Raw genomic sequence first — 15404 nt, 5'->3', positions numbered from 1 at the left:
GATTCGTCCCTTTCTTAATTTCTTATGATGGCGGTAAATTTACACTTGTCAAAGCAAACACCGCATTTGATGCAGAGTTCCTGATCGATGACATGCGCTTCTTTCACAGCCCCGGAAATACAACCCACCGGACAGAGCCTGGAGCAGGCGGTACATCCCTTGCATTTTTCGGCTACGATCTCATAGGTGATCAGCTTCTGACACACACCGGCCGGGCATTTTCTATCCCGGACATGGGTAATGTATTCATCCTCAAAGTATTTGAGGGTGCTGAGAACCGGGTTGGGGGTCGTCTGGCCCAGGCCGCAAAGCGAGGTGTCTTTGATGATTTCCGAAAGGGTTTTCAGGGTTTCAATGTCTTCCATGGTTCCCCTGCCCTGGGTGATCTTTTCCAGGATTTCAAGGAGCCGCTTGTTGCCCACCCGGCAGGGGGTGCATTTGCCGCAAGACTCCTCGACGGTGAACTCCAGATAGAACTTGGCGATGTTCACTATACAGTCCTTCTCGCTCAGGACAATCATACCTCCGGAGCCCATCATGGAGCCGATGGCTGCAAGTGAATCGTAGTCAATAGGGGTTTCAAGGTTTGCCCTGGTGATACATCCGCCCGACGGACCTCCGGTCTGCACGGCTTTAAACCTGCGGTTATCCTGAATACCACCCCCGATATCATAGACGATCTCCTGGAGGGTGATGCCCATGGGCACTTCCACCAGACCGGTATTATTAATCTGGCCGGCCAGGGCAAAGACCTTTGTGCCCTTGGAAGTTTCGGTCCCGATACCGGCATACCAGTCGGCGCCTTTGTTGATGATGGGGCAGACATTGGCATAGGTTTCCACGTTGTTCACACAGGTGGGCTTGCCCCACAGGCCGCTGTCCGAAGGAAAGGGCGGCTTGGTGGTCGGCTCACCTCGCCGACCTTCAATGGAGTGGATCAGGGCGGTTTCCTCGCCGCAGATAAAGGCCCCTGCCCCGTACTTGAGTTCAATGGTAAAATCAAATCCGGAGCCGAGAATATTGTCCCCCAGAAATCCGATCTCTTCTCCCTGGGTAATGGCTTTTTTCAATCTGGCGATACAGGAGGGGTATTCCGCCCGGATGTAGATGTACCCTTTATTGGACTGGATGGCGTACCCTGCTATGGTCATGGCTTCAAGCACACTGTGTGGATCACCCTCCATGATGGACCGATCCATAAAGGCGCCGGGGTCCCCTTCATCGGCGTTACAGATGATAAATTTTTCATCACTTTCGTTTTTAAGGGCACCCTCCCATTTCAAGCCGGTGGGGAATCCGCCGCCGCCCCGCCCCCTAAGACCTGCGGCCTTAATCTCATTTATCACGTCCTGGGACTGCATATCGTTGAGAACTTTGCCCAAAGCCATATACCCGTCATTGGCAATATATTCATAGATATTATCCGGATCAATAAGCCCGCAGTTTCTCAAAGCCACCCGCTTCTGCTTTTGATAGAAAGGTATCTCCTTTTCCGGGACAATCCTCTGGTTTGTTTCCGGATGCACGAAAAGCAGGCGCTGGATAACCCGATTATTGATAATATGATTTTCAACGATTGCATCAGCATCTTCAGGAGTCACCTGGGTATAAAAGACATCATCGGGAAACACCTTGACGATGGGGCCTTTTTCACAAAAGCCGAAACATCCGGTAATTTTTGCGGAGACGGTATCTTCAAGATTGTTTGCCAAGATGAGTTCATTGAGACGGGTCACGATCTTCTGGCTATCCGACGCCTGGCAGCCGGTGTCGCCGCAGACCAAGATCTCCCGTTTTTTGCCTTGGTATCTATCCAGGAGGATGCGGGGATCCAGAAGCGATTTTACCTTGTCATGGGTCTCAGTCAATTCCTGATACGTTTTAATTTTTTCCATCTTCGCTCCCCCTTAAGCTTCTTCTTGTACAAGACAGTCTTCGATGATTTTCTCCACATCCTGGGGAGCCACCCGTCCATAAACTTTGTCATTTATCGTAACCACCGGGGCAAGGCTACAGGCCCCGACACAGCGCAGGCTGTCGATGGAAAATTTCCGATCCTCGGTCACCTCTCCGGATTTGATTCCCAAAATCCGCTCAAACTGACTGAGAATCTTATCAGCCCCATTCACATAACAGGCGGTGCCCATGCAGACACTGATTGTAAACTCCCCCTTAGGGGTGGTGGTGAAAAAGTTGTAAAAACTGACCACGCCGGACACCTCGGCATGATGAATTCCAAGACGGACGGCGACATACTCCTGCAGTTCCCTTGGCAGATATCCGAAAATCTGCTGCCCCTTGCGCAGGACCTGAATCAGGTTACCTTTTTTCCTGGGGTCAGCAGGATCAATGTCCAGATCATCGACGAACCCGTTGAGTTTCTCGTACATCTCGTCAGGAAAGACTCTTTTTTGCTTGGCAGGATCTAATAATTCCATTTTTTTCTCCCTTTATTCCTACTATTGCTCTGTTACTACCCGCTAATAACCTCCCCCCTAATCACTTACACTTACACGTATATCTTTTTCCGGACCCGGAATAGCGAGCCCTGGGTATCTTGTTTACAGTTGAGGGTATAAACAGCCACGTCAGTTCAAATCCGAATAAAGTGGCGCCAGCTCGTCAAAGGGTTCCAGTGCCCGAGGCAAAAGCCCGTTCGCCCACGCCAAAAAAAGGCCGAAGTTAAGCATTGGAATGCCGTGGGTTTTGAAAAATTCAAGGCGGTTCATCATCACCCGCCTGGTGATCATGCACCCTCCGCAGTGAATGACCAGATCGATATTTCTTGGATCTTTAGGCAATTGTCTGGCATAGGTAAATTTAACCCTTGCTCCCACCAGTTGCCGAAACAGCCGGGGGATTTTCACCCGGGCAAGATCATCGGCCTGGCAGTGGTGGGAACAGGCTTCCATCACCAGGATCTGCCCCTTGTCCTTAATATTATCCAGAGCTGAAAGGCTCTTGATAAACCAGGCAAGGTCAGCCTTTTTGCGGGCAAAGAGCAGGGAAAATGACGTCAGCGGCTGGTCCTCGGGAATATCCGCGGCCACCTTGTGAAAGGCCTGGCTGTCCGTGATCACCAGGGAGGGACGCATACCCAGGCGATGATAAAAACTATAAAGTTCCCGTTCTTTGATAATCAGGGCGGCACAGTCCCGGTCCAGGATATCCCTTATGGTTTCCACCTGGGGCAGGATGAGCCTGCCCTTGGGGGCTGCGAGGTCCTGGGGAGTCACCAGAAGCACCAGTTCCTGCTCGGAGACCAGACCGTGAACCGGACTGATCTCTTTTTCCAGCTGCCGGTCAAACTCTTCAATGGCTTTTACCAGCTGCCGGGCGGACGCCGGGTCGAGATTGTTCTGAACCACCTGTTTTGACTCGGGGAAAAATTCTTTTTTTTCCGGATCAACCGGTCGGTCTGCAAACGTCAGAATACCAAGCCATGGCAGGTTCCGGGAATCCAGCCAATCACGCAGTTCCCGTTCATGGGAGGTAAGCGGCAGATGCCCGGGACTGGCAAAAAGGATCATGTGGGAAGAGATCATCTGCTCCCTGGCCTTTGCAATCCGTTTTTCCCCCAAAGCGCCATCGTCATCGATTCCGGCCGTATCGGTGACGGCGCACATTCCGATCCTGCCCAGCTCAATTTTCCGGGTCACAGGATCGGTGGTTGTTCCGGGAGTGTCGGAGGCAATGGCCACATCCTTCTGAAAAAGATTGTTCAGCAGTGACGACTTGCCTGCATTGCGGATACCGGCAATGACAATTTTGTTCAACTCCGCCAGGGGGGTGGTAAGTTTCATTTGTTCTTTCTGTTAGTTATATTGTTTGCTGCTTCGGTCTCGCCCCCTCCCATGGCGGTCAAGCTCAAGGGAGAGGCCCATTGGTCCAGAAAAGGCCGTGTCAGCTCGGTGTGGGCTTCAAGCCACAGTTTCAGGTCCGCTAAATTCCGGGGAGCCGCTTTACTGATCTCGGGAGCAAGCTGCTTGACCCGGGCATATCCCAGTACCTCCCTGAGACTGTTTAAAATGGCAGGACTCTTGGCCAGGTTGGCCTCCATCCGGTTTACGTCGGGAACAAGACCCTCGTTTACAGTTGTTATGGCCGTATCCAGAGCCCGGATCAGGCGGGTGGACAGCCGTATCATCTGGTCGGAGATAAAAGGCAGATTGGCGTTGAGCTGCAGTTGCCCGGTTTTCACATAGTCACAGATCAGTTGCCCTGCGGAAGCACACTCCATGGAAAGTCCCCGGATCAACTCAAGGCGAACCGGATTGCTCTTTACCGGCATGATGGTGGAGCCGTACTGCAGCTCCTTGTGACGGATTTCATTCAAGAAGCCGGAGGCATAGAGCAGCAGATCCGATGAAAACTTGAATAAATTATCCGCACAGAGAGCCATCCCCCTGGCGGTTTCCGCGAGGCTGTCCGAGTGAGCCACCTGATCGCATAAATTCTGGCTTCGGCAGAGGGGATATCCCGTGATATTCCGCAGATGCCGCTCAGCAGCAAACACATAGTCCCTGGGGGCGGAATACCCAGTACCTATGGCGGTACCGCCCAGGGGCACGGTACGCAACCGCTCTTTTAATTTATGGAGTCGCCACCGGTCCCGTTCTACAGGACCGGCCCAACCACCGAACACCTGGCCCAGGGTAATGGGCAGGGCGTCCTGAAGCTGGGTGCGGCCGCAAAGAATCTGGGTTTCATACTCTCTTTCCTTTGCCACAAGCGCTTCCTGCAGCCCGATTATCCGGGATTCAACTGTTTCCAAAAACTCAAACGTTAACAGAATTACGGCCGTGGGAAATGTGTCATTGGTGGATTGAAACCGGGCCAGATCCTCAATTGGATGAGCCCGGAACTCCTTGTCCGGATACCGGTGCTGGTACTGTTCATTGGCAAGAGCTGCAATCACCTCACAAAGGTTCATGTGCAGACTTGTACCGGCCCCGCCCTGGGCCAGGGGAAGCACAAACTGGTCATCCCACTGCCCGTCAGCCACCCCCTGGGTCACCTGCTCCAGAAAAGGAAAATAGTCACCGGGATAGAGGTTGCAGCTCTCCTGCTGGGCCCTGAAAGCGGCCAGCTTCACCAGAGCATAAGCTTTAACCATCTCACTGGGCGTCTGTTCGCGCCCCAGATGGTCAAGGGCTTTGGCCGTTTCCTCTCCATAATATTGGCCTTTTGCCGCCTTATCCATACAGGCCTCCTTTGGTTAAATGGCGGCTATGCCGCCAATGTGCGAGCTTGACGGCATCCGCCCTTTCAAAACTGAGTGCGCGACCGATGTCGAAGAGGCTTTCCTTCAGGTCTGCCAAGGACCGGGCGCAGCTTTCTTCAATGCAGATTTTGCCAGGATACAGCAGATATGATTTTTTAAAGGCCTCAGGGGTCATATTGGGCATGAGCACATTGGCGCCGTGAAGAATCATCAGCTCCCTGCCGTTTTGAACAATTGAGCCAGCGGCCGTGGTGGCCGGGATATGGGCCAGGGGCAGGGCCAAGCGAAGAAGGGCCGTGCCCTGCAATGCCAACTCTATCCCCTGGCTGGACTGACCCGCCAGGGGCGTGTCCGGATGGGGAATAAAGGGTCCAATCCCCACCATATCCAACCCAAGGGACTGGCAAAGCAGGATATTGTCCAGCCGGGTTTCGGGGAGTTCCCCGGGCAGGCCTGTCATAAATCCCGATCCCACCTGGAAACCGGCCGACCGGATATGATCCAACGCCTCCAGCCGCTGGTCCAGGGTCTGGCCGTCACGCAGCCGGACGTGAAGTTCGGGATCGCTGGTTTCAAACCGAAGCAGGTACCGGTCGGCGCCGGCGTCTGCAAACTTACGGTATCCGTCCCCGGATTTCATTCCGCAGCTCAGGGTGACGGCGACCCGGTTTCGGGTGGCTGCTTTAATGGACTCTACCAGACGACAGATCCGATCCACTGTCCACCGGGGGTCTTCGCCTCCCTGGAGCACAAAGGTTTTAAATCCCATGCTCAGCCCCTGTTGGACGGCATCAAGGATCTGGCCCTCATCCATTCGGAACCTGCGCACCTTCTGGTTATCCCGTCGGATCCCGCAATAGAGGCAGTTGGAGGTACAGTAATTAGTGAATTCAATCAGCCCGCGCAGATAGACGGCGTGGCCATGGACCCTCTCACAGACTTTACGAGCCGCCCCTTCCAGATCCGAAAGGGAACAGCAACGAAAAAATCGTTCAATTTCCTGCGCGGTGCAGGCCCTGGGGACAGATTGTCGCTCCCTGGGGAGTGGCGCACCGCTTGGGGCCATATCCGAGGTGTTCAGGCAGGGCATGATTTTGTCCTAAACAAAAAGATCCCTTTTGCCCGCCTGAATCTGGGTAATGCCACTATCCACAGTGGTTTTTATTTTGTCATTCTGCTCCCTGGCCTGCATTTTTTCGATCAGGGCATACCCTTTTTTCCGGGTATCAGCAGTGGCATAATCCTCCAGGTACTCGGCAAAAGACATGATCCCGTTGGGATGGCAGAATAATTTGATCAGTCCGGGTTTGGCTAGATCCATAAAGTCCTTTCCCACCCGACCCCTGCGGTAGCACCCTGTGCAGAAAGAGGGGATAAATTCCATCTGGATCAGGTCTCGGATCACGGTCTCCAAAGGCCTGCAGTCACCCAGGGCGAACTGACTCCCTCCCTGGGTATCCGGGGCATTGTCCTCTGAGTACCCGCCGATGGAGGTGGCCGAACCGGCGCTGATCTGGCTGACCCCATATTGAAACAGCTCCCGGCGGAGTTCAACCTTCTCACGGGTGGAGAGAATAATCCCGGTATAGGGCAGGGTCAGCCGCAGGACCGCGATGATAATGCGGAAGGCGTCATCGGACACCAGATGAGGCACCCTGCTGCTTAAGGGGGCGCCATCCGCCGGTTCGATGCGGGGAACGCTGATGGTATGAGGCCCGCACCCGAAATGAGTTTCCAGTGCCTTGGCGTGCTGCAGCATGGACAAAACTTCCAGCTTATAGTCCGCCAGACCTAAAAGGGCCCCGATCCCCACATCGTCAATGCCGGCCGCCATGGCCCGGTGCATGCAAAAGAGACGGTATTGGTAATCGGATTTGGGGCCTGAAGGGTGATAGTGTTTGTATAAACCGGGATCGTAGGTCTCCTGGAAACAGATATAAGTGCCGATATCGCATTGTTTGAGACGGCTAAACCCCTCCACATCCAGGGGAGCCACCTCCACATTGATCCTGCGGATATTGGAAGCCCCCTCACGAACCTTGTAGATGGTGTTAATGGACTGTTCAAGATAGGACAGGTTGTACCCCTCACCAAACAGCAGAACGATCCGCTTGTGCCCCTGGTTGAGCATCCGGCTGGTCTGTTCATGGACCTGGTCCTGGGTCAACTTCGCCCTTTTCAGCACCTTGTTGTCTTTGCGGAATCCGCAATACAGACAATTATTCACACAATGATTGCCGATATACAACGGAGCGAAAATAACGATGCGGTTGCCATAGATTGCCTGCTTGACCTGTTTTGCGGTGGTCATGATCCGCTGGATCTGTCGGGGATCTTGTACGGCAAGCAGTACGGCAGCATCCTCAAGGCTCAGTCCGTTCAGCAGTGTTGCTTTATCAAGAATTTCATCAAGCCGGTGTTCATCAGGGGAACGAACCCCCTTCAACTGGGCTATCAGGGAAAAATCTAAGAACTCCGGATAAGTCTGGGGCATAAATTGGTATTTTCTGTAATATGTACTGGTACAGAGTACATTGGACACTATGGAGTTGTTTGTATCTTTTTTTACCTGTACTGGGTATACTACAGACGAAGTTGACCGAAAGTCAACAAAAAGTTAACGCAAGATCAACTTTTTCTATAAAGATACAATATTTCAAGTGTGCTGGCGGGATGATACACAATCGCTTTTCAGCAATTTCACGGCAATATTTTTCATTCCATGAGCCGTGCTTACCCAAGACTCCGTACAGGAACTTCTATAAACTTTTATATAAATGATTTTAAAATGTTACCACCATAGCTAAAAGAGCCCCTCCACCTCCATCCCAAATAATGCGCTCGATACCATGATTTAGAATTACAGGTAGCATGAAGACCTTTCCTGCAAATCCGGGCTTCCCCGGCTGCCTACAAAACGACTGTCGGAATGTACATGTAAACCGAGATGCCAGGACACTTTACGACACTTTTAAAAAGTTAGGCACAAAAAAGACAGCAACTCACGTAACGGAAGCTACATCGTGCGGATCAAGGGTAAGTTTGGCAAACACTATATTGCAGTTTCCCATGACCGGCAAACACCCCTGTCAAAACTGGTATTTGCCAGATAAAGTCGGCATTACAACTTCTCATCTCTGCATCTCTTCTGCCACAACACTATTGTAGAGATGCAAATCAGCAGAAACCAGAGGCTTTGCAATTTCACGAGCTTCGGGGTCTGTATAGTTATAGAGAATATTCAGCTTTGCTTTGTTAAGCCTTTTTGGCATTGGCTTTAATGGTGCATGGTTTGCCGCAAGAAATTTCTGCTGAAAACCGATGAGGTCTTCAGTAAGCCCCACATGGTTAAACTGCCGCAACACATCCAAAGCTTCATGGGCATCAGATTCTTCAATCCGTGCTTTATCATGCGGCAAAAAATATCTCGTTTGCTGATTATCTATATTCGCCATTGCAGAAACAGGCAACGTGTCAATAAGGTGCTGGAGATCTACATGATTCAACTGCTCTTTACCACTGAGATGGCAAGAAATATTTCTAAACTCGTCGTTATGAGCACGATAAAAATCAGATTCCTGATCTACCGCCACACTTCTGAGCCAATTCAAATGAGAATGAAGATGAGCATATGGCTCTCGCAGCAGAGAATACCAGAGAAATTTATCTTTTGGGAAGTAACGATGAAAACGGCTATATCGAACATGCCCGGCAATATAGAGAAAATCTTCTCCATAGCTGGAATATTCACTCTCGTTAAAAACTTCAATATGACGAATCGACGGTGATTTGAAGTGATTTTCTACAAAGGTGTTGAATGTGGTTCCGGCAGTTTTGGGGATGTGCATAAAAAATATCGGTTGTTTGAGTGTTGCTTTTCCACTCCACCTGCGCCGCAGATATTGAAATAACGAAGGTTCTTGCTTCAGGTTTTCACCGCACCGTTTTTTGGGTACAGAAGCAAGCAGTGAGCCTTTCTCAGCAACGCGAACAACAATATTGCCTCCTGTTTCCCAATCAAGAGCCCCAGGAAAGAAAAAACAAAAGCCACACTTCCCATCAGGGTGAACATTTAGAGCCTTCAAATCTTCCCTGTATTGATTGGCTTCTGCTTTTCCCAACAACTTGTCACCTTCATAGAACTCCAGGACAACAGAGCGTTTTTTGTCAAAGCGGTGAAAGCACCATCCAGAGATATATGAACGCTTGAATACGTCAACAGCATATTTATATTGAATTTTCATACAGCTTCCATAACAGGTATATTGAAAAGAACACCCCGGCAGGACTGCAAAGCTTTGAGAAACCGGACAGCACTTTGGAGAAGCGCGACTACCACCTGACAATGGCAGGTGAGTAGTTTTCTCAATCCTGCCAGATCATGCACGGAGGCACTAACGGATAATCTGACCCCAGCAGACCGGGCCAGAGCTTATCGCAATACGTATGTTTAGAAGCTATCGCATTTGGTGAAAAAATCCGCCAAATCAACCGGAATCAATTCTTGTTGAACCGTGTATACTACACTCCATCAGGTGTTAGTGTCAAAGAAAATTCTGAACATTTTCAACAATAACGAAAGCTTGACTTACTGGCCACTGTTTTCGCCTGACAACGCCGCATCATTTTTCGTCGCTCCGGCAGGTATTTCGCAAAATTATACGATGCCCTGACATTATCTTTCCGGCATGGCTCCAAGTGATTTTCCATAACTCAAGGGTGTCCAGAAAACCGTTGGCAATTCATTCAGGCCTGATCCCCAGCTTTACCATCTTTGATCGCAACGTACTCGGGTTCAAGCCGAGCCTTTCCGCGGCATTTCCTTTACCCTTGATCTTCCATCCGCACATACTCAGAACATGAACGATATGGGCGGCCATGGCTTTATCAAAGCTTGTGTCCGAAAGGGGTTTTGGGACGGTGGACACGCCATTAAAGCTATGGTCAATGGTCAGGCTGGCCCCTTGGGAAAGAATCATTGCCCGTTCAATGAAATTTTCAAGCTCCCGGATATTTCCGGGCCAGTCGTAGTCTGTCAAGGCTTTCATCACCTGGGTTGAAACCTGTTTGATGTTTTTATTGAGCTGCTTGTTTTTCTTGTCTATAAGGTAGCGAACCAGCAGTGGAATGTCTTCTGTTCTCTCCCTTAACGCCGGCACTTTAATAGGGAATATACTTAGGCGGTAATATAAATCCTCCCTAAATTCACCTTTTAGGATGGACTGCTCAAGATCTTTGTTGGTTGCGGCAACCACACGGACATCCACCTTTACGGTTTCGTCCGATCCAAGAGGCTCAAAGGTTCCCTCCTGAAGCACCCTCAGCAGTTTCACCTGAACCTCCACCGGCATATCCCCGATTTCGTCTAAAAAAAGGGTTCCTCCATCCGCCATGAGAAACCGGCCTTTCTGGGATTTCACCGCTCCGGTGAATGCCCCTTTTTCGTATCCGAAAAGCTCGCTTTCAATCAGAGTCGCAGGCAAGGCCGCACAGTTGACCTTCACCATTGGCCGGTCCTTGCGGGGACTTAGCTCATGAATACCTCTGGCAATAAGCTCTTTGCCTGTGCCGGACTCACCGAGAATTAATGTGGTCGTATCAAAAGAGATCACCTGTTTTACCAGGTACAATGTTTTCTTCAGTGCAGCGCTGTTGCCGATAATATCTTTAAATCCATGGGTATTTCGAATCTCTTCCTTCAGGTATTGATTTTCCTCATTAAGTGAATTTTTCAGCTTGTTCAGCCGCTTCACCGTGACCTGCAACTCTCTTTCCTTGTTCTTTCTATTTTCAATTTCCTGGATCAGCTCCCGGTTCAGGCGGTTGCGCTCAATGGCTGCAGCAATCTGGTTGGATAAAAGCTGGATAATGTGAAAACGTTTCTCACTTAAGGTGTTTTTTACCTGATGATTTTCAAGATAAATAAAAGCGACGGTTTTATTCTGGTAGGCGATGGGCATACAAAGAACAGATTTCAAACCGGTCTCCCGGACATAGGCGGTATTTGAAAACTGAACGTCCTTGGAAATATCGGAGGCCAATACCCTGTTATTTGTCCTGCAGACATACCGCGCAATACTATGGCTGATGGAATCGTATTTTTCAATGGGGGTTCCCGACGTTAGCCGAACCGCCTCCTCTTCAATGGACACGTGGCATTCCACCACTATCTTCTCTTTCCGAAGAGATAACAGATACCCCCTTTCCGCGCCTGAATTCTGAAGCAGAATCAACATCAACCGCTGAAGCAACGTTTCGCCATCCTCAGCACTTACCAAAGTGACAATGGCCCTGTTGATGCTGCTCCGATCCATTATACTGTTTGAGTCATGGGATACGTTGGATGGTTGGGTGCCCGGATCGGCGGACAGACCGTCAGACAAAAAGGAATGGGATCGCTGAATCTGGCACAGCTTTGATCCTGCCCCCCATTTTTCATATGCAACAAAAGCCTCCTTCAAATAGATCTTTGATAATTGTTCCACCCCAAGTTCCTTGAAGAATTCAGCTGCCAACTCCCATGCGATGGCCTGGTCCACAATAAAACCTTTCTCTTTTGCCGTAAAAATCGCTTTTTCATAGTGGAGCAACGCAGCATCCATCTGCTTTTGCAGCCTGTATTTTTCAGCCAGAACCAGATGCTGCCTGTGAGCAAATGTCTCCTGGCAAAAGTCTGACCGGCGCTTAAGCCGCCCGTACAGTTCATCGAGAATCGCCATGTAATCACCACAGCCGGCCTTTGCCTGCAACCCAAGCAAAGAGTAAAATACCGTAGGGATCATGATATAATTGTTGCCGTATTTCAAAAGTTCTTCTGCATCTTTTGCGGCAGCCTCTTTTCGCCTGAAAACAATGTTCAGGAAAAGTCTGATATTGATGGGCAACTCCTTGGTGACAACGCTCTTCTCAAGACCGAATTCCTCCATGGTCTCCTTGGGTTCAAGGGGAGCTGACAAACCCTGAACAATATTGCTGATCATTTTCAAGTTGGATTGAAGAGATTTTATGCCCGGAAGGGAAAAGGAGATTATTTCATCGAATTTTGCAACCAATCGCTTGAGTTCAGACAGGTCCATACTTCCGTAAAGTCCGGTCAGGCAGGCGGCATGAGCACTTTCTATGGCCGTCATGATATTTCCGCTCTCAATGGACTTGTAATACACCTGGGTCAGTTTTTTTATGGTCACCTTGGGAGGAGAGATCAGGCAGGTGATCTCTTCATGGAAGTAAGCCTGGGCATCGAGCAGCCACCGTGCTCGATTGTTTTTTTCTAAGTACTCCAAGCCATATTCCGCCACTTTACGGCCCAGGGAGTATTCCTCCAGCAAATGACAGAAGGCACCGCCGGCTGCGACCAGGCCAAATGCAGACTCATCTGTAAACCCGTGCTCCTGGGAAATCTTCAGCATTTTCCCCACAAAGACCCAATAGTACAGATAATCGTGCCATCCGGTGGCTCTCACCCCGTAGACCAACAACCGCATCACAGTCTTGAACTTGGTATCTGTCATGGGGCTGACCTGCGACCAGGGTATTTCAAGAATCAAATACGCTATTTTCTTCAGTTTTAGAGTTTCCTGGACAACCTCTTCCCGAGATACGGGAGACGGCATTGAGACACCGAGCCGGTTAAGTGCGTGCAACAGTGTCCGAACCGCTTTATCCGGTTTATCCTGAAAAATTGCGCATTCAATTTGAGACTCGTAACCAAGCGTTCTGTCTATATCCGTACCTCCGTTTTGGATAATTGCCTGGGACATACGCTCAGATTCGTCAAACGACCCACTCAGAAAGGCCAGAATGGATGCCTGAAAATATAGCTCAAGGGTGAGGGCGTAACTCTTCTCCCAGGCACGATCGCCCAAAATGTGAATGCCGGTAACAAAATATCTATAACTCTCGCTGAAGGCCGCAACATCCTTGGCCTGTTTTCCGGCTGCCAGATTCAGCCGGGCCAGTTGTATCTTTTCCTTTTTTGCATTAATCAGGCGGTGGGCAAAATTCAAATGGGTAATATGCCTGAAAATGCGGTTTTTATCCTGATACTCCCTCTTGGCAATTGATTTACCCAGCCGGAGATGGATTTGATCTTTCTCATGCTCCGGGATCATCTTATAGGCGTTTTCCTGCAGCCGGTCATGTTCAAACTGATACAACCCCTTTCCCCGGGAAATCAATATGTTCTTCGCACATGCGGCGTTAAGGTGGGTCCTTATCTGCTCCTGGGACATCTCTTTTTGGATGGTCAGTTCCTCTTCATGGAAAACGCTGCCGATAACAGCGGCAACCGAAATGGTATGTCCGGATTCTTTTCCCAGTCCGTTGAGTTTTTGTCGGGCAAGGGCGTCAAGGTCCGGGTTGATATCTATCCGCTCTATTTCATCTAAGTGCCACGCCCACTCCATTCGGTCGTTGAGGCAGATAAATTTCTTTTTTACCAGCAGCTCAACAAATTCCTTTGTAACAATAGGGTTGCCGCCTGTCTTTTTATGAACGATTCCGGCAAGAATAGTACTCTCCCGCTCCTTGAGGTTCAGGGCGTCTTTAAAAATTTCCTCAATAGTCTTCAGCCCTAGGCCTGAAAGAGAAAGAGTATTGACGGCTATGTTTTTTTTCTCGATTTTTTCCAGCGCGTTTTTAAGAATATGAGTGGAAGATACTTCATTGTCCCGGTACGCACCGATCAAATACAGCCCGTGGCTGCCCGCAATGCTTTTGATCAGTTCCAGGGACGCCTGGTCCACCCACTGCAAATCATCAAGAAAAATAACCACAAACTCCTTGGGCTCGCATAAAACATCTATGATCGTTTTTATGCACTTGTGCAGCCTGCTCCTTGATTCGATAACCGTTACATTGGAAAAAAAAGGGACTTGCCCCAGGATAGGTTCAAATTGGGGAATAAAGTTGGTGGTAACGCCTACATTGTCCCCCAGAGCACTGACCAGCCGATTTCTTATTTTCTGGTAGGCATCATCGGTTTCCATCAGAATCAACCTGGCAATCTGCCCAAGTGCTTTCAGGATGCCGCTGTAGGGTATGGTTGAGGCGATGGGTTCATACTTGCCGACGGCAAAATATCCCTTGTCCACCGGGAGGGAGCGTTCAAAGGATTTGATCAATGACGTTTTTCCCACACCGGACTCCCCGGAAACCATGGTCAGATAACCTGCACCGCCAATCACCTTGTCAAGGCAGGCCGAAAGGTGATTCATCTCCTTTCGCCTTCCGTAGACCTCGCCTGGGTATACAAAAAGATTGGAGTCGCAAAGGACATCCAGACGGAACCTGGGAACGGTCTTGTTGATTTTAAAAGCATCAAGGCATCTTTTTAAATCCACCATGATGCTCGCCGATTGTTGATACCTGTCATCGGCGGATTTTGCCATCAGTTTACTAATGATGTCTGACAGGACAGCGGGTACCTGCGGGACGATCCGCTCTAAATTCGGAACGCTTTTGGCAATATGGTTATGGATAACCTCAAAAGAGTCAATTCCATCAAAGGGAGGACGGCCTACGATTGCGGTAAACAAGACAGCTCCAAGGGAATAAAAATCCGTCCGCCTATCGGCTTTTTCATTAAGACGGCCGACCTGTTCAGGCGACTTGTAGAGCCAATAGTCCTTGGTATCGAAGACATCCTGGTTTACAACACGGCCTGCAGCAGGGGAAATTCCGGGCCCCATAAGTTTGACAATCTGTTTATCCGGATTGACCCAAATGGTATCCGGATTTATTTCATGGTGGGTATATCCGGACTTATGAAGCCTGAAAATAATCTGGGAAAGTTCGATTCCCAGGTTCAGTGCAAAAAGGACCCTGTCTTCCAGGCTGTCAAGACAGGTCGACAGAGGGAACAGGTCGCCACCGGCATACACAAGCCCCATAAGGTCACTGTTCTGAACAAGAGCGTTGGGGGAAAGAACACCGGGCAAGGAATCTGCTTTCCTGGCGACCTCAAATTCATAGGCAAGCTGAGCCTTCAAATCATTTTTTGCCTCTTTTTTTAAGATTGTTTTCAAGAGAAACTTTTCTTTTTCTGCATTCCTGCTGGCGATCTGGAACCTTAACTGGCCGCTTTTTAATAATGTTTTTTCTATTCTGTAACCTTCAATTTCCATGTTCACCTCTGTATAAGCCATCAAGGGTTGATATTTCGCACCCATTTTTTATCGCG

General features: G+C 49.7%; 8 protein-coding genes. All 8 read right to left on the bottom strand.

The features are described 5' to 3' along the window. Positions 1-14: 14 nt before the first annotated feature. The 8 genes from BLQ17_RS14700 to BLQ17_RS14665 all read right to left on the bottom strand — a co-directional run bounded on the left by BLQ17_RS14700 (position 15) and on the right by BLQ17_RS14665 (position 15348). Positions 15-1895 (bottom strand): NADH-quinone oxidoreductase subunit NuoF, encoded by a 1881-nt coding sequence (locus BLQ17_RS14700; protein WP_092224162.1) that lies wholly within the window; start codon positions 1893-1895, stop codon positions 15-17. 12 nt (positions 1896-1907) lie between these two features. After that, on the bottom strand, positions 1908-2438 hold the full coding sequence (locus BLQ17_RS14695; RefSeq protein WP_176761252.1) for an NADH-quinone oxidoreductase subunit NuoE family protein: 531 nt from the start codon (positions 2436-2438) through the stop codon (positions 1908-1910). Between the two features lie 150 nt (positions 2439-2588). Continuing rightward, complete coding sequence (gene hydF / locus BLQ17_RS14690; RefSeq protein WP_092224160.1) at positions 2589-3803, bottom strand: [FeFe] hydrogenase H-cluster maturation GTPase HydF; 1215 nt, start codon at positions 3801-3803, stop codon at positions 2589-2591. Next, entirely contained in the window at positions 3800-5203 is a 1404-nt protein-coding gene (locus tag BLQ17_RS14685; protein WP_092224158.1) for a lyase family protein, read from the bottom strand. Before BLQ17_RS14685 ends, hydF begins: the two co-directional genes overlap by 4 nt. Then, complete coding sequence (hydE, locus tag BLQ17_RS14680) at positions 5196-6314, bottom strand: [FeFe] hydrogenase H-cluster radical SAM maturase HydE (protein WP_245695164.1); 1119 nt, start codon at positions 6312-6314, stop codon at positions 5196-5198. Before hydE ends, BLQ17_RS14685 begins: the two co-directional genes overlap by 8 nt. Positions 6315-6323: 9 nt before the next feature. After that, complete coding sequence (hydG, locus tag BLQ17_RS14675; RefSeq protein ID WP_092224156.1) at positions 6324-7718, bottom strand: [FeFe] hydrogenase H-cluster radical SAM maturase HydG; 1395 nt, start codon at positions 7716-7718, stop codon at positions 6324-6326. 637 nt (positions 7719-8355) lie between these two features. Beyond that, the gene (locus BLQ17_RS14670; RefSeq protein WP_092224154.1) at positions 8356-9468 is read right to left on the bottom strand and encodes a hypothetical protein; all 1113 of its coding nucleotides are present in this window, start codon (positions 9466-9468) and stop codon (positions 8356-8358) included. A gap of 498 nt (positions 9469-9966) precedes the next feature. Next, positions 9967-15348, bottom strand: coding sequence for a sigma 54-interacting transcriptional regulator (locus BLQ17_RS14665; protein ID WP_176761251.1), 5382 nt, complete (start codon positions 15346-15348; stop codon positions 9967-9969). Positions 15349-15404: the final 56 nt, after the last annotated feature.

Origin of the sequence: Desulforhopalus singaporensis (assembly GCF_900104445.1) — a bacterium.
In the GTDB taxonomy this organism is placed as follows: domain Bacteria; phylum Desulfobacterota; class Desulfobulbia; order Desulfobulbales; family Desulfocapsaceae; genus Desulforhopalus_A; species Desulforhopalus_A singaporensis.
The sequence above is the reverse complement of the archived record's forward strand: the minus strand, read 5'-3'. Positions and strand labels throughout refer to the sequence as shown.

What these genes read in the sequence shown, in the direction of transcription:
- BLQ17_RS14700 (WP_092224162.1), bottom strand. Translation starts at nt 1,895, where the DNA reads ATGGAAAAAATTAAAACGTATCAGGAATTGACTGAGACCCATGACAAG.
- BLQ17_RS14695 (WP_176761252.1), bottom strand. Translation starts at nt 2,438, where the DNA reads ATGGAATTATTAGATCCTGCCAAGCAAAAAAGAGTCTTTCCTGACGAG.
- hydF (WP_092224160.1), bottom strand. Translation starts at nt 3,803, where the DNA reads ATGAAACTTACCACCCCCCTGGCGGAGTTGAACAAAATTGTCATTGCC.
- BLQ17_RS14685 (WP_092224158.1), bottom strand. Translation starts at nt 5,203, where the DNA reads ATGGATAAGGCGGCAAAAGGCCAATATTATGGAGAGGAAACGGCCAAA.
- hydE (WP_245695164.1), bottom strand. Translation starts at nt 6,314, where the DNA reads ATGCCCTGCCTGAACACCTCGGATATGGCCCCAAGCGGTGCGCCACTC.
- hydG (WP_092224156.1), bottom strand. Translation starts at nt 7,718, where the DNA reads ATGCCCCAGACTTATCCGGAGTTCTTAGATTTTTCCCTGATAGCCCAG.
- BLQ17_RS14670 (WP_092224154.1), bottom strand. Translation starts at nt 9,468, where the DNA reads ATGAAAATTCAATATAAATATGCTGTTGACGTATTCAAGCGTTCATAT.
- BLQ17_RS14665 (WP_176761251.1), bottom strand. Translation starts at nt 15,348, where the DNA reads ATGGAAATTGAAGGTTACAGAATAGAAAAAACATTATTAAAAAGCGGC.